20 protein-coding genes are annotated in these 17,781 nt (G+C 66.9%); 13 read left to right on the forward strand and 7 right to left on the reverse strand.

Annotated features, from left to right (window positions below):
* The first annotated feature begins 107 nt into the window (after window positions 1–107).
* Complete coding sequence (gene cysE, locus GWI72_RS03160) at window positions 108–941, forward strand: serine O-acetyltransferase (RefSeq protein WP_161675615.1); 834 nt, start codon at window positions 108–110, stop codon at window positions 939–941.
* A gap of 373 nt (window positions 942–1,314) precedes the next feature.
* Window positions 1,315–1,536 (forward strand): DUF3126 family protein, encoded by a 222-nt coding sequence (locus GWI72_RS20100; RefSeq protein WP_161707843.1) that lies wholly within the window; start codon window positions 1,315–1,317, stop codon window positions 1,534–1,536.
* Window positions 1,537–1,666: 130 nt separating this feature from the next.
* Here the strand turns inward: GWI72_RS20100 and GWI72_RS03170 are convergent, their stop codons facing one another.
* Window positions 1,667–2,350: a hypothetical protein gene (locus GWI72_RS03170; protein ID WP_161675617.1), complete on the reverse strand. Its 684-nt coding sequence runs from the start codon at window positions 2,348–2,350 to the stop codon at window positions 1,667–1,669.
* Between the two features lie 219 nt (window positions 2,351–2,569).
* Between GWI72_RS03170 and GWI72_RS03175 the strand changes: the two genes are divergently transcribed.
* Both GWI72_RS03175 and GWI72_RS03180 read left to right on the forward strand, forming a co-directional pair.
* Window positions 2,570–2,896 carry a DUF6949 family protein gene (locus GWI72_RS03175; RefSeq protein WP_208995762.1) on the forward strand — a complete coding sequence of 109 codons (327 nt, stop codon included), beginning with the start codon at window positions 2,570–2,572 and terminating at the stop codon, window positions 2,894–2,896.
* Window positions 2,897–2,921: 25 nt separating this feature from the next.
* On the forward strand, window positions 2,922–3,449 hold the full coding sequence (locus GWI72_RS03180; RefSeq protein WP_161675618.1) for a gamma carbonic anhydrase family protein: 528 nt from the start codon (window positions 2,922–2,924) through the stop codon (window positions 3,447–3,449).
* Window positions 3,450–3,613: 164 nt separating this feature from the next.
* Here the strand turns inward: GWI72_RS03180 and GWI72_RS03185 are convergent, their stop codons facing one another.
* The 3 genes from GWI72_RS03185 to GWI72_RS03195 form a co-directional block, all read right to left on the reverse strand.
* Window positions 3,614–4,231: a transglutaminase-like cysteine peptidase gene (locus GWI72_RS03185; protein WP_208995763.1), complete on the reverse strand. Its 618-nt coding sequence runs from the start codon at window positions 4,229–4,231 to the stop codon at window positions 3,614–3,616.
* Window positions 4,232–4,721: 490 nt separating this feature from the next.
* Window positions 4,722–5,366 carry a PilZ domain-containing protein gene (locus tag GWI72_RS03190; RefSeq protein WP_161675619.1) on the reverse strand — a complete coding sequence of 215 codons (645 nt, stop codon included), beginning with the start codon at window positions 5,364–5,366 and terminating at the stop codon, window positions 4,722–4,724.
* A gap of 98 nt (window positions 5,367–5,464) precedes the next feature.
* Window positions 5,465–6,103, reverse strand: a complete 639-nt coding sequence (locus GWI72_RS03195) for a PAS domain-containing protein (protein WP_161675620.1) — start codon at window positions 6,101–6,103, stop codon at window positions 5,465–5,467.
* Between the two features lie 652 nt (window positions 6,104–6,755).
* On the opposite strand from GWI72_RS03195, the gene GWI72_RS03200 reads away from it, so the two are divergent.
* Window positions 6,756–7,451 (forward strand): rhomboid family intramembrane serine protease, encoded by a 696-nt coding sequence (locus GWI72_RS03200; protein ID WP_244314192.1) that lies wholly within the window; start codon window positions 6,756–6,758, stop codon window positions 7,449–7,451.
* Window positions 7,452–7,573: 122 nt separating this feature from the next.
* Complete coding sequence (locus GWI72_RS03205) at window positions 7,574–8,005, forward strand: CBS domain-containing protein (RefSeq protein WP_161675622.1); 432 nt, start codon at window positions 7,574–7,576, stop codon at window positions 8,003–8,005.
* A 143-nt stretch (window positions 8,006–8,148) separates the two neighbouring features.
* Here the strand turns inward: GWI72_RS03205 and hisI are convergent, their stop codons facing one another.
* Both hisI and folE read right to left on the reverse strand, forming a co-directional pair.
* Window positions 8,149–8,610, reverse strand: a complete 462-nt coding sequence (gene hisI / locus GWI72_RS03210) for a phosphoribosyl-AMP cyclohydrolase (protein ID WP_161707845.1) — start codon at window positions 8,608–8,610, stop codon at window positions 8,149–8,151.
* A 395-nt stretch (window positions 8,611–9,005) separates the two neighbouring features.
* Window positions 9,006–9,641 carry a GTP cyclohydrolase I FolE gene (gene folE, locus GWI72_RS03215; protein ID WP_161675624.1) on the reverse strand — a complete coding sequence of 212 codons (636 nt, stop codon included), beginning with the start codon at window positions 9,639–9,641 and terminating at the stop codon, window positions 9,006–9,008.
* Window positions 9,642–10,225: 584 nt separating this feature from the next.
* On the opposite strand from folE, the gene GWI72_RS03220 reads away from it, so the two are divergent.
* From GWI72_RS03220 to GWI72_RS03235, 4 genes are all read left to right on the forward strand, one after another.
* On the forward strand, window positions 10,226–10,669 hold the full coding sequence (locus tag GWI72_RS03220; protein ID WP_161707846.1) for an iron-sulfur cluster assembly scaffold protein: 444 nt from the start codon (window positions 10,226–10,228) through the stop codon (window positions 10,667–10,669).
* Between the two features lie 194 nt (window positions 10,670–10,863).
* The gene (yidD, locus tag GWI72_RS03225; protein ID WP_161707847.1) at window positions 10,864–11,202 is read left to right on the forward strand and encodes a membrane protein insertion efficiency factor YidD; all 339 of its coding nucleotides are present in this window, start codon (window positions 10,864–10,866) and stop codon (window positions 11,200–11,202) included.
* 197 nt (window positions 11,203–11,399) lie between these two features.
* Window positions 11,400–13,382, forward strand: coding sequence for a threonine--tRNA ligase (gene thrS / locus GWI72_RS03230; protein ID WP_161675626.1), 1,983 nt, complete (start codon window positions 11,400–11,402; stop codon window positions 13,380–13,382).
* Window positions 13,383–13,524: 142 nt separating this feature from the next.
* Window positions 13,525–14,409 carry a 1-acyl-sn-glycerol-3-phosphate acyltransferase gene (locus GWI72_RS03235; protein ID WP_161675627.1) on the forward strand — a complete coding sequence of 295 codons (885 nt, stop codon included), beginning with the start codon at window positions 13,525–13,527 and terminating at the stop codon, window positions 14,407–14,409.
* Between the two features lie 174 nt (window positions 14,410–14,583).
* On the opposite strand, the gene GWI72_RS03240 is transcribed toward GWI72_RS03235, so the two are convergent.
* On the reverse strand, window positions 14,584–15,603 hold the full coding sequence (locus GWI72_RS03240) for a 1-aminocyclopropane-1-carboxylate deaminase (RefSeq protein WP_161707848.1): 1,020 nt from the start codon (window positions 15,601–15,603) through the stop codon (window positions 14,584–14,586).
* A 166-nt stretch (window positions 15,604–15,769) separates the two neighbouring features.
* Here GWI72_RS03240 and GWI72_RS03245 point away from each other — a divergent pair, with 166 nt between their 5' ends.
* The 3 genes from GWI72_RS03245 (at window position 15,770) to GWI72_RS03255 (ending at window position 17,760) form a co-directional block, all read left to right on the forward strand.
* On the forward strand, window positions 15,770–16,234 hold the full coding sequence (locus GWI72_RS03245; protein WP_161675629.1) for an Lrp/AsnC family transcriptional regulator: 465 nt from the start codon (window positions 15,770–15,772) through the stop codon (window positions 16,232–16,234).
* A 113-nt stretch (window positions 16,235–16,347) separates the two neighbouring features.
* The gene (locus GWI72_RS03250) at window positions 16,348–17,130 is read left to right on the forward strand and encodes an NAD kinase (RefSeq protein WP_161675630.1); all 783 of its coding nucleotides are present in this window, start codon (window positions 16,348–16,350) and stop codon (window positions 17,128–17,130) included.
* Window positions 17,131–17,223: 93 nt separating this feature from the next.
* Complete coding sequence (locus tag GWI72_RS03255; protein WP_161675631.1) at window positions 17,224–17,760, forward strand: Hpt domain-containing protein; 537 nt, start codon at window positions 17,224–17,226, stop codon at window positions 17,758–17,760.
* Window positions 17,761–17,781: the final 21 nt, after the last annotated feature.

Raw genomic sequence — 17,781 nt, forward strand, 5'->3', positions numbered from 1 at the left:
GAACCTTGTTGGTGTTCAAGACGGCCAATGGTATGGCGCTGCCCCGCCTTGTGCTAGACTGGCGCCAACGGCGGCCTGCACCGGTGGGCCCGCAAAGGAGACAAGCCATGGTGACTACCCCTGTCCGGCAGACGGCCGGAGCCATCGCCCTGCACGATCCGGTCTGGCAGCAGCTGCGCGATGAGGCAGGGAAGATGGTGCTGGATGAGCCGGCGCTGTCGTCTTTCGTCTACGAGACGGTGCTGAACCACCAGCGCCTCGAGGATGCCGTCATCCATCGCCTCGGTGACAGGCTCGGCCGCGATGTCGTCTCTGCCTCGCTGATCCGCCAGACCTACCAGGAGGCGCTGCTGAGCGAGCCGGACCTGGGAGAGATCTTCCGCGTCGACATCATGGCCGTGTTCGACCGGGACCCGGCCTGCAACCGGCTGCTGGAACCGGTCCTCTACTTCAAGGGCTTCCACGCGCTGCAGACCCATCGTCTGGCCAACTGGCTGTGGCGGCAGGGACGCGGCGACTTTGCGCTCTATCTGCAGAGCCGGTCGTCGGAAGTCTTCCAGGTCGACATTCATCCGGCCGTGCCGGTGGGGCGCGGCATCTTCATCGACCATGCCACCGGGCTTGTCGTCGGCTCGACGGCCGTGATCGAGGACGATGTCTCCATCCTGCAGGGCGTGACCCTTGGTGGCACCGGCAAGGACCAGGGCGACCGTCATCCCAAGATCCGCAAGGGCGTGCTGATCGGTGCCGGGGCCAAGATCCTCGGCAATCTGGAGATCGGACGCTGCTCGCGCATCGCCGCCGGGTCGGTCGTGCTGCAGGACGTGCCGTGCAACACCACGGTCGCCGGCGTGCCGGCGCGGGTGGTGGGGCAGGCGGGCTGCGCCGAACCGGCCCGCTCGATGGACCAGATCATTGCCGACAAGGAACAGGCGGGCTGAACGGCCTCAGCAAGTCCTGCCGCCCGTCGGCCGAAGCGGGTCCCAGAAGTGGGTCCCCGGAGTGGCGGCCTGACGTGGGCCGCCTGACCTGGGCCGCCTGACCTGGGCCGCCTGACCTGGGCCGCCTGACGTGGGCAGCCTGACTTGGGCCGCCTGACGCGGCCCTCCGCACGTGGCGGGGGCGCAGGATCACGGGGATAGCCGAACTGCGCGGTTGGCTGTCCTTCGGGTTCGTGTAGGGTCGCGCGCGGATTTGACAGGAGCCTCGCCAGCTGTCACACGGCCCGCATCCGGGCCGGTCAAGCGGCCGCGGCTCCCGTCAGGGGCCACAGATCATCGGGCACCGCCTTTTGGCCCGACAAGGAGCGACAACGTGAAATCCGACGAAATCAAGAAGATCGAGGCGTATCTGCGCCGCAAGTTCAACCTGCCGGCCATCAAGGTCCAGGCGCGTCCGCGCAAGGATGACTCGGCCGAGGTCTTCATCGGCGATGAGTTCATCGGGGTCGTGTTCCGCGACGACGAGGACGATGAGCTGAGCTGGAACTTCCAGATGGCCATCCTCGAGATGGACCTGGAAGAAGACGAGGACTGAGACCTGCAGGGACGGGGCCGTCGGGTCCCCTCCGCACGGGCAGACTGCCGGCCTGCGGGCCAGCTCCGGACCCCGGCCCCGGACCCCGCCCCAGGCCGGGGTTTTGCATGTCTTCTGCCGGGAAGGGCTGTCAGTCGAGCCGCATCGCCGAGATGCGGTCGATGATGCGGCGGTCCATGCGTCCCCAGTTCGCCAGCGCGCTGCGCTGGAAGCGGTAGCTGACGACCAGGTCCGGTGCCAGCCGGAAGTCGCGGAAGCAGCGGGCCACGCCCTGCTCGGGCGTCTGGCAGCGCGCAATGAAGCCGTCGCGCTCGCTGGCCTCGAACACGATCACGTCGTTGCCGGCGCCGGCACGGCCGGACATGTCGATCAGCGACAGGCCCGCCGGGCCGCGGAACTCGTGCGCGCCGGCAAGGCGCCGGTAGACGCTGTCGAGCCGCTCGCCCAGCGTTTCCACCTGGCGCGAGGCGATCAGGTCGAGCGTGATCAGGGTTTCCGCGTCCGGTGTGCCGCCCGCGTAGCCGGCAAGCGCAGGCCAGGTCATTTCCAGCACCAGCCGGTCCTGCTGCAGGTCGGGATTGCGCTGCTCCGCCCGCGGCACCATGTTGGCAGGCACCAGGAACCGGTGTTCGCCCACCTGCAGGGCCAGCGGATAGGGGCTGGAGGTGCGCGTGTCGCCCGCGCTGGCGAGCGCGATCCAGCCGCTGGCGACATGGACGATGTAGGCGGCCGCCAGCAGGGCCAGCAGGCCCGTCATGGCCAGGAAATGCAGGGGATTGCAGCCGGTTGGCCGGGGCAGTGCGGTCGGCAGCATCATCCGGTCCCCCCGCGCACGGGAGCGCCTGTGCCGCAACGGGCGTGCCAATGCGAGACAGACGTTTCAGGACGGGATGCCCGGGCCGGGCCGCATTTAAGCATTCGTTAGGGTTTCTATTCGGTTAAGCGTTCCGACAGAATCGGCACGACGATTGCACTTGACCCCTCGAACTCGTTCCGGCAGCTTCTGCCTCAATGGTTAACAGGGGGTTAACGCGTGTTTTTCGAGCTTATTCTGGCTGTCTATATGGGCTGCGCCGGTTTTGTCGCCGCCGGCGTCATTGGCAGTTTCTACCAGCTCGTGACCAACCGTCCGCCCCGTTTCCAGGTCAGCCTCGAATCGGCCGTCGGCACCGTCGGCTCGTTCCTGATGTGCGCCTTCGCCGGCCCCTTCATCATCATGCGCAACGCCATCCGGGGCCGTCGCATCGAGAACCGGCCGATCGGCTGGCTCGTTGCCTCGTCCACCATTGCGGGCATGTGGAGCGTCTGCTCGGGCCTCGTGATGATGCGGCTCGTGATCGGGCTCGCCCCCGGGCTCTGACGGGTCGAAGGGAAGGGAGGACCCAATGCCACTCTATGCAATCGACGGCATCCGGCCCGTGCTGCCGGACAGCGGCGAGGCCTGGGTCGCGCCGGACGCGCAGCTGATCGGACGCATCCGCCTCGAGGAGGAGGCAAGCGTCTGGTTCGGCGCGGTGTTGCGCGGCGACAACGAGCTGATCCTGGTCGGGGCCCGGTCCAATGTGCAGGACGGGGCGGTGCTGCACACCGACCTCGGCTATCCGCTGACCATCGGGGCGGACTGCACCATCGGTCACAAGGCGATCCTGCATGGCTGCACCATCGGCGACAACACGCTGATCGGCATGGGGGCGACGATCCTCAACGGGGCCCGCATCGGTCGCAACTGCATCATTGGCGCCAATGCGCTGGTGGCCGAAGGCAAGGACATCCCGGACAATTCGCTTGTCGTCGGCATGCCGGGGCGGATCGTGCGCAGCCTCGATGCGGAGGCCGCTGTCCGCAACACCCGCTCGGCCGAAGGCTATGTGCGCAACTGGCGCCGCTATCGCGCGGGGCTGGAGATGCTGTGAGGTCTGTCCCGCGCGGCCGCGCGGGAGAGCAGGACCCGTTGCTGCCGCCTGAAAAAGGCGGGAGCCGGCTTGCGGGGGCAAGCCGGCTCCCACGACCCGGTCGTGGTAGGGATGGGGAGGGTGGGGACGCGACCGGGCCGGACTGCGTCAGGTCTCCCTGAAGGTTACTTCCCGATACTGGCCACCGTGGTGACGCGGGTGTCGGAAATGGCCGTCCACTGGGACGGATCTGTCGTCGACTGCCGCTTCACATAGCGGTACGGCGTCGAATACCATGGCAGGACAGCCTCGATCTGGTTGTCCAGGATGACGTCTCCCTGGTCCGTCCTCACCGTGAGCACCGCGTGGCCCTCGTTGTTGAGGTCCTTGACGACGGTGATCAGCAGGGCGCTTGCCGGCCATCCGGCCGCTGCAAGGACGCGCTGCTTCTCCAGCACATATTCCTCGCAGTCGCCTGCTCCCGCGGTCGGGTAGGTCCAGTATTCCACCTGTCCGAACAGCACCTTGTCTGTCACCGGACGGATCGACTTGTTGACGGTGTCGTTGACCTGCAGCAGCTCGTTCCAGCGCTGTTCGGACAGTTTCACCACCACCGGCTTCTGTGTGCCCCCGGTGCAGGCACCCGGGTTTTCGCTGCAGAAGGTCTGGTGACCCACGGGTGCAGACGCCACACCGGACATGGCCATGAAGCGGCCTGGATTTGCGGATGCAGACGATGCCATCATCACGGTCGAGAGGCAGGTCGCTGCAAGAACAAGTTTGAACTTCGGTTTCGAACTCATGTTGTCGCCCTCCCCAAGGCTGAAAACAACATGACAGTCCGATTTTTACTTGGTTATAAGTCGCGCGGTCAGAGTTTCTGTAATTTCTATTTGTAATTTACATGAGTTTTATTTGAATTTGATTCAATGTCGCTTCAAGTTGTCGGCTCTTTTGAGTCAAATTTTATCGACCTTCTGCCAAGCGGCTGACGCGCCATGTCTTTCGGCCTCTCAAGGGGGCTGGTCGCCGGTCGCGGCCGTGCCTGCCGGGCGGCGCCGGGCCGGCGGAAAAGGGTCGAAAAGGCCATTAGGGTTGCGGAAACCATCCGCGCAAGTCCGGGATTTTTTGCCGGATTCCCTGCTGCTGCGGGGTCGCCTGCGCCCGTCGAGAGGGGACGGGCGGTGCAGGACACCCGGAACCGGAGCGCAAACAGGAAGAAGGCGGCCCGGGAAACCCGGCCGCCGCGTGCAGGGGCTGCGAGATGTCAGGCAAGCCCGCGCGGGGCTGGCGTCAGCCGGCCGGGGTCGTGTCTTCCCCGGAAATGTGCTGCTCAAGCAGCGCGCGGTTCTGGATCACGGCGAATTCCACCGCGATTCCGTCCTCCAGATGGCGGACGACGCGGGCGCGCATCTTGCCCATGCCGAGTTCCGTGCCGATGGGCGGCCGCGCGGGGCAGGACAGGGCAGCACCCGACAGGGACACGTCGAGGATCCGGCACATGTAGGCGGTGCCGTCGGGCAGCACGATCCGGGTGACCGGGTTCTTCGGCACGAAGCGTTCGTGGCGGCGGTCTTCCGGCAGGTTCAGCTCGTGCCGGTTGGCAAGCCAGGTCAGGACCGAGGCGAGCTTGTCGCGGCGGCGGGGCGTGGCGTTCAGCTCGACGGCGAATCCGCCCTCGATCTCCCGTGCGATCCGCCCTTCCACCCGGCCAATATGGTCGAGATAGGCGACGATCTTCTCGCCGACACGACCGGCAACCGGCGTGATCATGGCCATGCCGCCGGGCGACATGTTGATCACCTGACAGGGATACTCCTGACGGTTCTCCAGCATGAAGCGGCCAAGGATGTTCACCCGGACCCGCTGGTGACGGCGTCGGTCGGTGCCCTTGTTGGCAAGAGAGATCGACAGTTTCGCTGCCTGCGCGGGCGCCATGGGGTCCCTGGTCCTCTTCCCGGCACCCGCACATGCGGATGCCGCACCGGCAACGTTAGGCAGGGAGGGTTAACATCCGGTGATTTCACGACACCGGATCAGGATTTCCCGCCGTCGATCACCGTCAGGTGGCGGACCTGCCGTGCCGCTCCCAGCAGCGCGGGCGGTACGGCCGGGGTGTGGCGCGGCAGCGTCGGCACGGAGCTGCGGCCCTCGCCGCCATTGAGCAGGAACGACGGCCGCTCGTCCGGCCAGATGAGCCGCAGGCTGGAAATCGACTGGCTCAGGATCGGATGCAGGCCAAGCCAGTAGGGGCGCTCGAAATAGGCGCAGGCTCCCAGGATGCGGCTGCGACCTTCGCCCGGAACCTGCAGCGGCAGCAGCAGCATTTCCATCTTCAGCACGTGGCTGCGCTCCGTGTGCCCGTCGATGCCCAGCACCGCCGCTGCCGCGTCATCGGTGATGGCAGCCAGCATCGTTGCCATCGCCTCGCGGTCCTTGTCGCCCCAGCCGCGCAGGAAATTGCGGCCCTTCAGCTCGCGGCAATGGGTCGAGCACAGGCGGGTGCCGGCGAGGCGGTAGCGATAGGTGTCCTTGTCGACGGCCTCGAGGATGAAGGTGTCGCCCAGCAGCGTGCGGATCCGGCCCGGATCGATCTCCGACCGGTTCGGCGCCGTCCGCGAGCCGCGCAGCTCGTCCCAGTACTGGTACAGGGTGCGATTGATGGCGTGCTTCATGATCCCCTTGATCCTTCCTGGCGCATCCCATGGCCGGTCCGTGTTCCGAAGCGGGACAGCGGGCGGGCCGAAATCGTTACTTTGCGTTTACCAAGCACGTGGCGTGCCAGCCGGGACACGACGCGGGCAAGGGGCGAACAGGGCGCGGAAGGCGCAAGGATTGGGCGAGGGGAGGGCGGGGAGAGGGCGGGCCGGCGCGGTCACGACCGCTCGGGCGTTAGGGGTCTGTTAAGGTTAATCGAACCTTTCACTTGCCGTTACGTCTTGATGTGACACTCTGGGGCCAGCAGATGACGCGAGACCTGAAACAAGCAGGCCGGTCCTGCGGCGGCGCACGAGTTACGAGGGGAGCGCGGGGACGCGACAGGAGCAGCGCCCGTCACCGGTTTGCCGGTGGCGGGCGCGCCCTGTTTCGGGGCTCGTGCCAGGGGGCGAGCGCCTTCACCTGCGCCGGACGCCCGGCTGCGCACCGGTCCTGCGTTTACCCTTGTCCCGAACGTGATCACTCTTCCGCTTGCCAGCGGCCCGGTTCCGGACCACATCCACAGGCAGTCCCCGCGCGCGGCACACCAGCCCGGCACAAGGGGAAAGCGGATACCAGGATCACATGAACCAGCCATTTCCCGTCCGGGGGCCCGAGGCGCCCGCTCCGATGTTCAACGTCCCCACCGTCATCCTCGCGCTTGCGGCGATCATGATCGGCATCGAGGCCGGGCGGCAGTGGCTGCTCAGCGCTGACCAGGATTTCGATCTGCTGCTGGCCTTCGCCTTCTGGCCGCTGCGCTACGCCGGGACGCCGCTGGCGGCCGAGCTGCCGCATGGCGGCGCGGATGTCTGGAGCTTCGTGACCTATGCCTTCCTGCATGGGGGCTGGGAACATGTGATCTTCAACCTTGCCTGGCTCGTCGCCTTCGGCAGCGCGCTGGCGCGGCGCTTCGACACGTTCAGCTTCCTTGCCTTCTTCGTTGCCTGCGCGGTCGGTGGCGCGGCGCTGCATCTGGCGCTGCATGCCGATGACCTCAGGCCTGTTGTCGGGGCCTCGGCGGCGGTTTCCGGCCTGACCGCGGGGGCGCTGATGTTCATCTTCCAGCGCGGCGGCCCGCTGGGCGGGGGGCACCGTTCGGATCCGGCGGCCTACCGCGTTCCACGCATGACCCTGGCCGAACTGGCAGCCAACCGCCAGGTGCGGCTCTACTTTGCGGTCTGGTTCATCCTCAACACTGTCTTCGGCCTGTGGGGCGACGCGCTGACCGGTGGCGGCGGCATTGCCTGGGAGGCTCACGTCGGCGGCTTCGTGACCGGACTGCTGGCCTTTCCCCTGATGGACCCGCTGCGCCGGCGCGGCTGAGGGTTAACTTCGTCCTAACGCAGCGTTTGCGCCCCGCGCTCTTTTGCTGTCATCATGCGGTCATACCGCTTCGCAGGAGGAGACGCGAAGCGGGACGCGGACAGACAAAAGGGAGAGTGCACATGACGGTTGCCAGCATCCTCAACCAGAAGGGCCGCGACGTCGTCACGGCCCGGGCCTCCGACCCGCTCGGCGACATCTGCAAGACACTGTCCGAAAAGCGCATCGGTGCGATCGTGATCACCGACGGGGCCGGTCACATCGAAGGCATCGTCTCGGAACGGGACGTGGTGCGCGTCATCGGGGAACAGGGGCCGGCCGCCCTGCAGCAGCCGGTCTCGACGGTCATGACCCGTGCCGTTGTGACCTGCAGCGAGACCGACACGATCAATTCCGTCATGGCCGGCATGAGCTCCGGGCGTTTCCGTCACATGCCGGTCGTCTCCGGCGGACGGGTGATCGGTCTTGTCTCCATCGGCGACATCGTCAAGCACCGGATCGCCCAGGTCGAACAGGAAGCCGAGCAGATGCGCCACTACATCGCCATGGCGTGAGCCGGCTTCCCTCCGAAACCACATCGGGGGACGGCGTGCGGCCGTCCCCTTTTTTGTCTGGCGGCAGGCGCAGGGCCTTGGCGGCAGACCGAGGGCGTTCGTGTCGGGGCGCGGCAGCCCGGGCCTGAAGGCCCTTGCCAGGCTCAGCCGTGGCTGTGGCCGTAGACCTCGGACGGGTCATAGACCTTGTGGTCTTCCACGAGGCGCAGGCCGACGCGGCCGTCATCATGCGGCACCAGGGCGCGGTGGAAGCAGGACCGGTAACCGGTGTGGCAGGTGGCGCCGTTGCCGCCCACGTCCACCTTCAGCCACAGGGCGTCCTGGTCGCAGTCGGTCAGGATCTCGCGCACCGTCTGGACCTGCCCCGACGTGCCGCCCTTCTTCCAGTACTCCTGGCGCGAGCGGCTCCAGTACCAGGCCTCGCCGGTTTCGATGGTCCTGCGCAGGCTCTCGGCATTCATGTAGCCGACCATGAGCAGGTCACCGCTCGTGGCGTCGCAGACCACGGCGGCGATCAGGCCGAGTTCGTCGAACTTGGGCTGGAAGGAGAGGCCATTCTCGACCTCCGTGCGTGAGCCGCGCGGCTCGAAGTCCTTGATGGACACGTGAACACCTCGTTGCTGGCGGTGCGGGCCCCCGGGGAGGGACGGCGGAGCCTTGGCTCCGCTCGCCCCATGACGGCAGGACCTCCGCCGTCCGCGGACGAAGGAGGGGGCCGGCCTGGCGATTTGCGTCGCGGACCAGGCGGCGTCGGGACGGGACTGGTCCGGTTTGCCGGCAGGGCCTGCCCCGCTTCCGGAGAAGGCGGGACGGGCGCGGCCGGCGTCGGCAGTGTCATACCATTACATCCGCGCGGTTCGCCAGCCGGAAGCCGGACCGGCCGCCGGCACCGTCGGCCCGCCGAAACGGATCAGGCCCCGCCGGGCTGCTCCGGCAGGGCCTGAAGACCGTGCGCGCGCATCCGGTCGAGGGATGCCGCAAGCGCCTCAGTGCGGCGCGATCAGCGGGCGCCGCCGCGGATCAGGGTCAGGAACCGCGCCTGTTCGGCCGGGTCGTCCCGGAACACGCCGGTGAACTGGGTCGTGATCGTCGACACGCCGGCCTTCTGCACACCGCGCATGGTCATGCACTGATGCTCGGCTTCCAGCATCACGGCGAGCCCGCGGGGCTGCAGGTGCTCGTCGATGGTCGAGACGATCTGCGACGTCAGGTTTTCCTGGGTCTGCAGGCGGTTGGCGTAGATGTCCACCACCCGGGCGAGCTTCGACAGGCCGACGACGCCCCCGTTCGGGTAGTAGGCGATGTGCGCCGTGCCGATGAAGGGCAGCATGTGGTGTTCGCAATGGGAATGGAACGGGATGCCCCGCACCAGCACCATGTCCTCATAGCCACCCACGTCCTCGAAGGTACGCTTCAGGTGCTCGACCGGGTCCTCGAAATACCCGGCATAGAGTTCGGAATAGGATTTCACCACGCGCTTCGGCGTGTCGAGCAGCCCCTCGCGCTCCGGGTCATCGCCCAGATAGGCCAGAAGCGTGCGGACTGCCGCTTCGGCTTCCTCACGGCTCGGGCGCACGAGTTCGTGCGGAGCCTTGCGGGCGGCGGTCTTGTCTGCCGGCTTCAGGATGGCGTCCATGGTCAGTCCTCGTTCACTGGTCACATCATGGGTCAAGTACGGGCCCTGCCGCAATCCGGATCACTGGCCGTGGTGCCGGGACTGGCATTCCGGGGCTCGGCTCCTGCCGGGAGGGTGAAGATCCTGTAACCGGGGTTACGGCATTCTTGCGATCTGGCGGGCTGCACCGGAACGTGCGACGCTCTATATAGACGGTTGCGGCAGCGTGCAAAAGCGGCGACACGGACGGTCGCGGCGGCCCGCTGTCGGCAGACGCCCATGGCCCGCAGACCCCATTGCCTGCAGACCCCATGGCCCGCAGACGCCCGCTGCTCCGGCATGTCCGTGGTCCGGCATCACGCAAAGGTGACCGGTCGCGGTCGATCCGCTCCGGGCGGCAGGTGTGCCCCTCCGGAGGCGGCCCGGGTTACACGGTCCGGGTTCTCTGGTCCGGGTTGTCTGGTCCGGGTTGTCTGGTCCAGGGTGTCTGGACCAGGGTGTCTGGCCCGGGTCATCTGGTCCGGGTTGCTTGATCCGGGAGGTGCGGTCTGGCCTGCCTGATCGGGTCCGTCCGGCCGTCCCGGTGTGTCCATTCTGGAGTGCCCATGCTCGACGACATCTACAATGCCCGGATCCTCGACTACGCGGGCAACATTCCCCGGCTTGGCCGGCTGGCCGAGCCCGATGCGACGGCCAAGGCCCATTCCAAGCTCTGCGGCTCGACCGTGGTGGTCGATCTCAAGCTGGAGAACGGGGTGGTCACGGACTTCGCGCAGGACGTGAAGGCCTGCGCGCTCGGGCAGGCGGCGGCCTCCATCATGGCGAGGACGATCATCGGGGCGTCGTCGGCGGAGCTGCGCGCGCTGCGCCGGACCGTCACCGCGATGCTGAAGGAAAACGGGCCGCCGCCGGAGGGCCGCTTTGCCGACTTCCGGTTCCTCGAGCCGGTGCGCGACTACAAGGCCCGTCACGCCTCGACGCTGCTGACCTTCGATGCCGTGGTTGCGGCGCTCGACCAGCTCGAGACCGCCCCTGCGGCCGCGACCTGACATCGCCTCGACGGAAGGACAGGCCGGAGTCGACCATGTGCCGCCATTGCCTGACCGAGACAGGCCCGACCCAGACAGGCCCGACCCAGACAGGCCCGACCGAGACAGGCCCGATCCGGACAGCGTCGATCCGGACAGGGCAGGCCAGCCTGCCCGATACGGACCCTGCGGCCCGGGCCGGCACCGGGGGTGGCGTGGCGCTGTCCCTGTTCGGGCCGGGGCGACCATCGCCGGCGGCCCGGCTCGCGCTCGGGCTCATCTGGGTCTATCGGCATTCGCTGTCGCTGCTGATGGGGCGGGGCTGCCGCTATCTGCCCACCTGTTCCGACTACACCAGCCAGGCGATCCTGCGCTTCGGCTTCTGGGCCGGCGGCTGGCTCGGCCTGTCGCGCATCCTGCGCTGCAACCCCTATGGCGCCTCCGGGCATGATCCGGTGCCCGAGGGGCTGCCGCCGTCGGCGCGCTGGTATCTGCCCTGGCGCTATGGCCGCTGGACCGGTGCCCATATCCCGCCCGACCAGCGCTGGCTGTAACGGACGGCTGCACCGGCTGTCGCCAAACTGTTGCAGCCGCGATCTATTTTCGTTGCCGCGGCGCATCATCCCGGTGCGAAGCCGGAGCCTGCGCCCGCCTGCGGTTGCCGCCTCCGGCAAAATCCCGTATGGAAACGCCGTCCTTTGACCCCCCAACGCTTACCTGCCTCGTCTGCAGGAGTGAGCAGGAGACGACGATGATCCATCTGACGTTCCCCGACAATTCCATCCGCTCCTACGACGCCGGCACCACGGGTGCGGCGGTCGCCGAGGGCATTTCCAAGTCGCTGGCCAAGAAGGCCGTGGCGATGACCCTCGATGGCGAGCTGCGCGACCTGTCCGACCCGATCACGGCCGATGCGCGCATCGAGATCGTGACCCGCGAGGACCCGCGCGCCCTCGAGCTGATCCGCCACGATGCGGCCCACGTGATGGCCGAGGCGGTGCAGGAACTGTGGCCGGGGACCCAGGTCACCATCGGACCGGTGATCGAGAACGGGTTCTACTACGATTTCAAGCGCGTGCATCCGGACACCCGCGAGGACTGGCCCTTCACGCCCGAGGACCTGCCGGTCATCGAGAAGAAGATGCGCGAGATCATTGCGCGCGGGGCAGCCTTCACGAAGGAAGTCTGGAGCCGCGAGGAGGCCAAGCGCTACTTTGCCGCCAAGGGCGAGACCTACAAGGTCGAGCTGGTCGATGCCATTCCCGAAGGCCAGGACCTGAAGATCTACCGTCAGGGCCAGTGGCTGGATCTCTGCCGTGGCCCGCACATGGCCTCCACGCGCCAGATCGGGGACGCCTTCAAGCTGATGAAGGTCGCCGGGGCCTACTGGCGTGGCGACAGCAACAACGAGATGCTGACCCGCATCTATGCCACCGCCTGGGCAAATGAGGCCGACCTGAAGGCCTACCTGCACATGCTGGAAGAGGCCGAGAAGCGCGATCACCGCAAGCTCGGCCGCGAAATGGACCTGTTCCACTTCCAGGAGGAAGGCCCGGGCGTCGTGTTCTGGCATGCCAAGGGCTGGAGCCTGTTCCAGAGCCTGGTCGCCTACATGCGCCGCCGCCTGTCGGGCGACTATGACGAGGTCAACGCGCCGCAGGTGCTCGACACCTCGCTGTGGGAGACCTCCGGTCACTGGGGCTGGTACAAGGAGAACATGTTCTCCGTGCAGTGCGCCGATCCGGATGCCGAGGACGAGCGCATCTTCGCGCTGAAGCCGATGAACTGCCCCGGCCACGTGCAGATCTTCAAGCATGGCCTCAAGAGCTACCGCGATCTGCCGCTGCGCATGGCGGAATTCGGTGTCGTGCACCGTTATGAACCCTCGGGCGCCATGCACGGGCTGATGCGCGTGCGCGGCTTCACCCAGGACGACGCGCACATCTTCTGCACGGAAGAGCAGATGGCGGCCGAGTGCCTGAAGATCAACGACCTGATCCTGTCGGTCTACGAGGACTTCGGTTTCCACGAGATCGTGGTCAAGCTGTCGACCCGTCCGGAAAAGCGCGTCGGTTCGGACGAGCTCTGGGATCATGCCGAAGAGGTGATGACCCGCGTCCTGAAGCAGATCGAGGAGCAGTCGGGCGGGCGCATCAAGACCGGGATCCTGCCCGGCGAGGGCGCCTTCTACGGGCCGAAGTTCGAGTACACGCTCAAGGATGCCATCGGCCGCGAGTGGCAGTGCGGCACCACCCAGGTGGACTTCAACCTGCCGGAGCGCTTCGGCGCGTTCTTTGTCGACAAGGACGGCGAGAAGAAGACGCCGGTGATGATCCACCGCGCCATCTGCGGCTCGATGGAACGGTTCCTCGGCATCCTGATCGAGAACTTTGCCGGTCACTTCCCGCTCTGGCTCGCGCCCAAGCAGGTCGTCGTCGCCACCATCACCTCGGATGCGGACGACTATGCCCGCGAGGTGCATGAGGCAATGCGCAAGGCAGGATTGCGCGTGGACCTTGACCTTCGCAACGAGAAGATCAACTACAAGGTCCGTGAGCATTCGCTGGCGAAGGTGCCTGTCATCGTCGTCTGCGGCAAGCGCGAGGCCGAGGAGCGGACCGTCAACGTCCGCCGGCTCGGGGCGTCCGACCAGACCTCGATGGCGCTCGAGGCGGCCATTGCCGGTTTTGTCGAGGAAGCGGTGGCCCCGGACCTCAAGCGCGCGGCCCGCTGACGCCGGCCTGCTCACAGAAAATTTGCCGTGGCGGGATTTTCTCCCGCTGCGGCGCTTGCCAGACCGGTCGGCCTTGCGCAGGCTGATCGACAGACGTGGGTGCGGCTGCCGGCGGGCAGCCAGAAGCTGATGGATCCAGGCGGTGGAACACGCGGAATTCAGCTATGCCAATCCAGCCCATCCCCCGCTCAAGCGCTGGGTGATCCGGGGCGTCGAGGGCCTGTCCGGCCGCAAGCGGCTTCTGGCCATCTATGAACACTGGAAAGCGGCGGCCGTCGGCGTGTCGCCGCAGATCTGGACCGAGCTCCTGCGCCTGATCGACCTGCGGGTGTGGTTCGCCTCGGGCGAATGGCCGCCGGCCAACCTGCCGTCCGGACCGCTGGTCATCATCGCCAATCATCCCTACGGCATCGGTGACGGGCTGGCGATCCTGTCGCTGGCCGAGCAGCTTGGCCGTCCGTTCAAGATCCTCATCAACAACGAGCTGCTCAAGGTGCCGGAAGTCCGGCCCTATTCGCTGCCCGTCGACTTCGAGGAAACGGAAGAGGCGCTGCGCACCAACATGAACACCCGGCGCGAGGCGCTGCGGCTGCTGCAGGAAGGCGTGACCGTCATCGTCTTCCCGGGTGGCGGAGTGGCCACGGCCCGCAAGCCCTTCGGGCGGGCCGAGGAACTCCCCTGGAAGAACTTTACCGCCAAGATGATCCGCTCTGCCAAGGCAACCGTGCTGCCGATCTATTTCGAGGGGCAGAACTCGCCGCTGTTCCATTTCGTCAGCGGCTTCTCGCTGACGCTGCGGCTGGCGCTGCTCGTGCGGGAGTTCCGGCGCATTCTCGGCTCGGCCATCGTGGTCCGGGTCGGCAAGCCCGTGCCCTATGAGGATGTCGCCGGCTTCAAGGACCAGAACGGCGTCATGGCCTATCTGCAGGAGCGGGTGCTGGAGCTTGCCCCGAGCCCGGTGCAGCAGCCTCCGCGCAACTGGTTCGAGCGGCGCATCGTCGCGCCGCTCAAGGAAAAGATGAGCTGATCCGCCGGCTGAGGCGCGAGGATCACGGGCCCGGCACGCACCAGCGTGCCGGGCCTTCGTCTGCCAGGTACTTCGTCTGCCAGGTACTTCGTCGGCAATTTCCTTCGTCTGCAAGGTGCTTCATGCGCCCGGGGGCTGCGTGCGCCAGGGGCTGCGTGCCTCTGGCGGCGCGCCTCAGCCGTTGCGGTAGGCGTAGCTGTAGCCGTTGATCGCCGGGGCGCCGCCGAGATGGGCGTAGAGCACCTTCGCGCCCTCCGGGAAGAAGCCCTTGCGGACGAGGTCGATCATCCCCTGCATCGACTTGCCCTCGTAGACCGGGTCCGTGATCATCGCCTCGGTGCGCGCCGCCAGCCGGATCGCCGCGTTTGTCTCGGCGCTCGGAACGCCATAGGCCGGATAGGCGTAGTCCTCGAGGATCACGATCTCCGCATCGCGGACCGGTCGGCCCAGCTCCACCAGATGGGCGGTGCGGTCGACGATCTCGCGCACCTGTGCGCGGGTCTGGGCGGGGGTGCCGGACGCGTCGATGCCGATGACCCGCTCGGCCCGCCCGTCGGCGGCAAAGCCGACGATCATCCCGGCCTGGGTCGATCCCGTCACCACGCAGACAATGATGTAGTCGAAGGCAAAGCCCAGCTCGGCCTCCTGCGCCCGCACCTCCTCGGCAAAGGCCACATAGCCGAGCCCGCCGAGAGGGTGGACCGAGGCGCCGGCGGGAATGCCGTAGGGCTTTCCGCCGGCGTCCCTCACCGACTGGATCGCGTCTTCCCAGCTGCGGCGGATGCCGATGTCGAAGCCGTCCGGCACGATGCGGCTGTCGGCCCCCATCAGGCGTGTCAGCAGGATGTTGCCGACGCGGTCATAGACGGCATCCTCGTGCGGAACCCAGCTTTCCTGCACCACGACGCAGTTCATGCCGATCTTGGCGGCCGTCGCGGCCACCATGCGCGTGTGGTTGGACTGCACGCCGCCGATGGAGACCAGCGTGTCGGCCCCGGAGGCGATTGCGTCGGGCACGATGTATTCCAGCTTGCGCAGCTTGTTGCCGCCGAAGGCGAGGCCGGAATTGCAGTCCTCCCGCTTGGCATAGAGGGCGACCTTGCCGCCGAGGGCTGCACTGAGACGCGGCAGCGGCTCGATCGGTGTCGGACCGAAGGTGAGGGGGTAACGCGGGAACCTGTCGAGATGCAGCATGGGGACCTCCTGTGCTGAAAGGCGGGGGATGCAGGCTTGACGCTAGCATCGCGCTTCGCCGAAGGTCCTTTCAGAGTTGCGGCTCTCTCTGCTGCATTCTCGTCATGACAGGACAGTGTCTGTCGCAAATGCTGAATCCAATCCGTCATTTCTGAAAGGATCTTTCATGGCTGATGATCTGGACCGGATCGACCGAAAGATTCTCAAGCTTCTTCAACAGGATGGCCGGATGTCGAATGCCGAGCTGGCGGATGCGGTGCATGTCAGCGCCGCGACCTGCCACCGCCGCGTCCGCCGCCTGATCGAGGACGGCTACATCCGCGCGATCCGCGCCGACATCAACCCGCAGAAGGTCGAGCGGGGCGCGCTGGTGATCGTCGGTGTCGAGCTCGACCGCTCGACGCCCGAGAGCTTTGCCGCCTTCGAGGCCGCGGCGCGGCGTCTGGCCTTCGTGCTCGATTGCCATCTTGTGGCGGGCGATTTCGACTTCTTTCTCAAGATCCGGGTGCGCGACATGGCGGATTTCAACCGTCTGCATGGCGAGGCGCTGATCGCCTTGCCCGGGGTGCGCCAGACGCGGACCTTCTTCGTCATGAAGGAGGTCATCGACAACGCCCCCCTGGACTTCTGATCCGGGCGTACCCGTTCGGCCTGCACGAGACTTGGCGCGGGCGGCGGGATGCTGTTTAGTGGGCCTCCCCGCAGTTCGGTAAGGCGGGTCAAGGGCATAGGCCGGGACGTGCGATGACCAGACCACAGATCAGGCCAGGACATATCGCGCTGGTGGCCAGCGATACGGACGAGGCGACGCAGGCCCTGACGGCGCTGGCCGCCCGCTATGGCAATGCCTCGCCCGAGGATGCGGATGTCATCGTCGCGCTTGGCGGTGACGGGCTGATGCTGCAGACGCTGCACCGCTTCATGAACTCCGGCATTCCCATTTACGGCATGAACCGGGGGTCCGTCGGCTTCCTGATGAACGAGTATCGGGAGGAGGACCTGCTGGCGCGGCTTGCCGCCGCCGACGTGACCACGATCCATCCCCTGTTCCTGCAGGCGGTGGACCAGTCCGGCGGTCATCACACGGCGCGTGCCATCAACGAGGTCTCGCTGCTGCGCCAGACCTACCAGGCGGCGAAGCTGCGCATCTTCGTTGACGGTCGCCGCCGGCTCGACGAGCTGATATGCGACGGCTGCCTCATTGCCACTCCGGCCGGCAGCACGGCCTACAACCTGTCGGCGCATGGCCCGATTCTCCCGATCTCGGCGCCGCTCCTGGCGCTGACGCCGATCAGCGCCTTCCGTCCACGGCGCTGGCGTGGCGCGCTGCTGCCCAACCGGGCCGTGGTCGACATCGAGGTGCTGGAAGGGGGCAAGCGGCCGGTGAGTGCGGCAGCCGATCACACCGAGATCCGCAACGTGTCGAAGGTCAGCGTGCGCGAGGACACCGCCTCGTCCTGCGTCATGATGTTCGATCCCGAGCATGGCTGGGACGAGCGCATCCTGAGCGAGATGTTCCGGTACTGAGGCGCAACGCTTTTTTAGCCTCAAGACGGCAAGCTTCCTCCCAGGTTGCAATGGCTGGCCGGGGTGGGGCTGGCTCTCCCAGAGGAGTCAAACATGTCCGGCAACGACCAGTCCGACGAGCAGGACTTCGGCAGCGATGTCGAATTCGTGACGCCGCCGAAGGACTTGCGCAAGAAGGTGCGTGTCCTCAGTCCGCGCGAGGCGGCCAGGTTCGATCCGGTCAAGGCGGCCGAGGCCGCACTGCAGCGCCTCTCCGGTCATTTCGATGGCTGGATGGACACCGAGGCGGCCGCGCTGTGGACAGCCTGGGAGGCGATCGACCGGGATGGCCTGTCCCGCGAGACCCTCGATCCGCTGTATCAGGCCGCCCACAACATCAAGGGCCAGTCGCAGACGCTGGGCTATCCGCTCGTCGGGTCGGTGGCCGGCAGCCTGTGCCATCTCATCGAGACGGTGCCGGCGCTCGAGCAGGTGCCGGCCGTGCTGCTGCGTCAGCACGTCGAGGCGATCCGGGCGATGGTGAGCGAGAAGGCACGCGACGAGAGCAACAGGCTCGGTGTGCAGCTGCTTGAGCGGCTGCGCGAGGTGACGGCGGACTATCTGCGGCGGGCCGTCGATCCCGACGCCTGACCCGGCACGCCGCGCGCCCTT

This window comes from Pannonibacter sp. XCT-53 (assembly GCF_009915765.1).
Classification (GTDB): Bacteria; Pseudomonadota; Alphaproteobacteria; order Rhizobiales; family Stappiaceae; genus Pannonibacter; species Pannonibacter tanglangensis.

Bases quoted from the DNA above. Each gene is read 5' to 3' on its own strand.
- thrS (WP_161675626.1), top strand. From the start codon at position 11,400: ATGATCCATCTGACGTTCCCCGACAATTCCATCCGCTCCTACGACGCC.
- folE (WP_161675624.1), bottom strand. From the start codon at position 9,641: ATGGACGCCATCCTGAAGCCGGCAGACAAGACCGCCGCCCGCAAGGCT.
- GWI72_RS03220 (WP_161707846.1), top strand. From the start codon at position 10,226: ATGCTCGACGACATCTACAATGCCCGGATCCTCGACTACGCGGGCAAC.
- GWI72_RS03255 (WP_161675631.1), top strand. From the start codon at position 17,224: ATGTCCGGCAACGACCAGTCCGACGAGCAGGACTTCGGCAGCGATGTC.
- GWI72_RS03170 (WP_161675617.1), bottom strand. From the start codon at position 2,350: ATGCTGCCGACCGCACTGCCCCGGCCAACCGGCTGCAATCCCCTGCAT.
- cysE (WP_161675615.1), top strand. From the start codon at position 108: ATGGTGACTACCCCTGTCCGGCAGACGGCCGGAGCCATCGCCCTGCAC.
- GWI72_RS03190 (WP_161675619.1), bottom strand. From the start codon at position 5,366: ATGGCGCCCGCGCAGGCAGCGAAACTGTCGATCTCTCTTGCCAACAAG.
- GWI72_RS03195 (WP_161675620.1), bottom strand. From the start codon at position 6,103: ATGAAGCACGCCATCAATCGCACCCTGTACCAGTACTGGGACGAGCTG.
- GWI72_RS03245 (WP_161675629.1), top strand. From the start codon at position 15,770: ATGGCTGATGATCTGGACCGGATCGACCGAAAGATTCTCAAGCTTCTT.
- GWI72_RS03200 (WP_244314192.1), top strand. From the start codon at position 6,756: ATGTTCAACGTCCCCACCGTCATCCTCGCGCTTGCGGCGATCATGATC.
- GWI72_RS03240 (WP_161707848.1), bottom strand. From the start codon at position 15,603: ATGCTGCATCTCGACAGGTTCCCGCGTTACCCCCTCACCTTCGGTCCG.
- GWI72_RS03185 (WP_208995763.1), bottom strand. From the start codon at position 4,231: ATGAGTTCGAAACCGAAGTTCAAACTTGTTCTTGCAGCGACCTGCCTC.
- GWI72_RS03180 (WP_161675618.1), top strand. From the start codon at position 2,922: ATGCCACTCTATGCAATCGACGGCATCCGGCCCGTGCTGCCGGACAGC.
- GWI72_RS03205 (WP_161675622.1), top strand. From the start codon at position 7,574: ATGACGGTTGCCAGCATCCTCAACCAGAAGGGCCGCGACGTCGTCACG.
- GWI72_RS03250 (WP_161675630.1), top strand. From the start codon at position 16,348: ATGACCAGACCACAGATCAGGCCAGGACATATCGCGCTGGTGGCCAGC.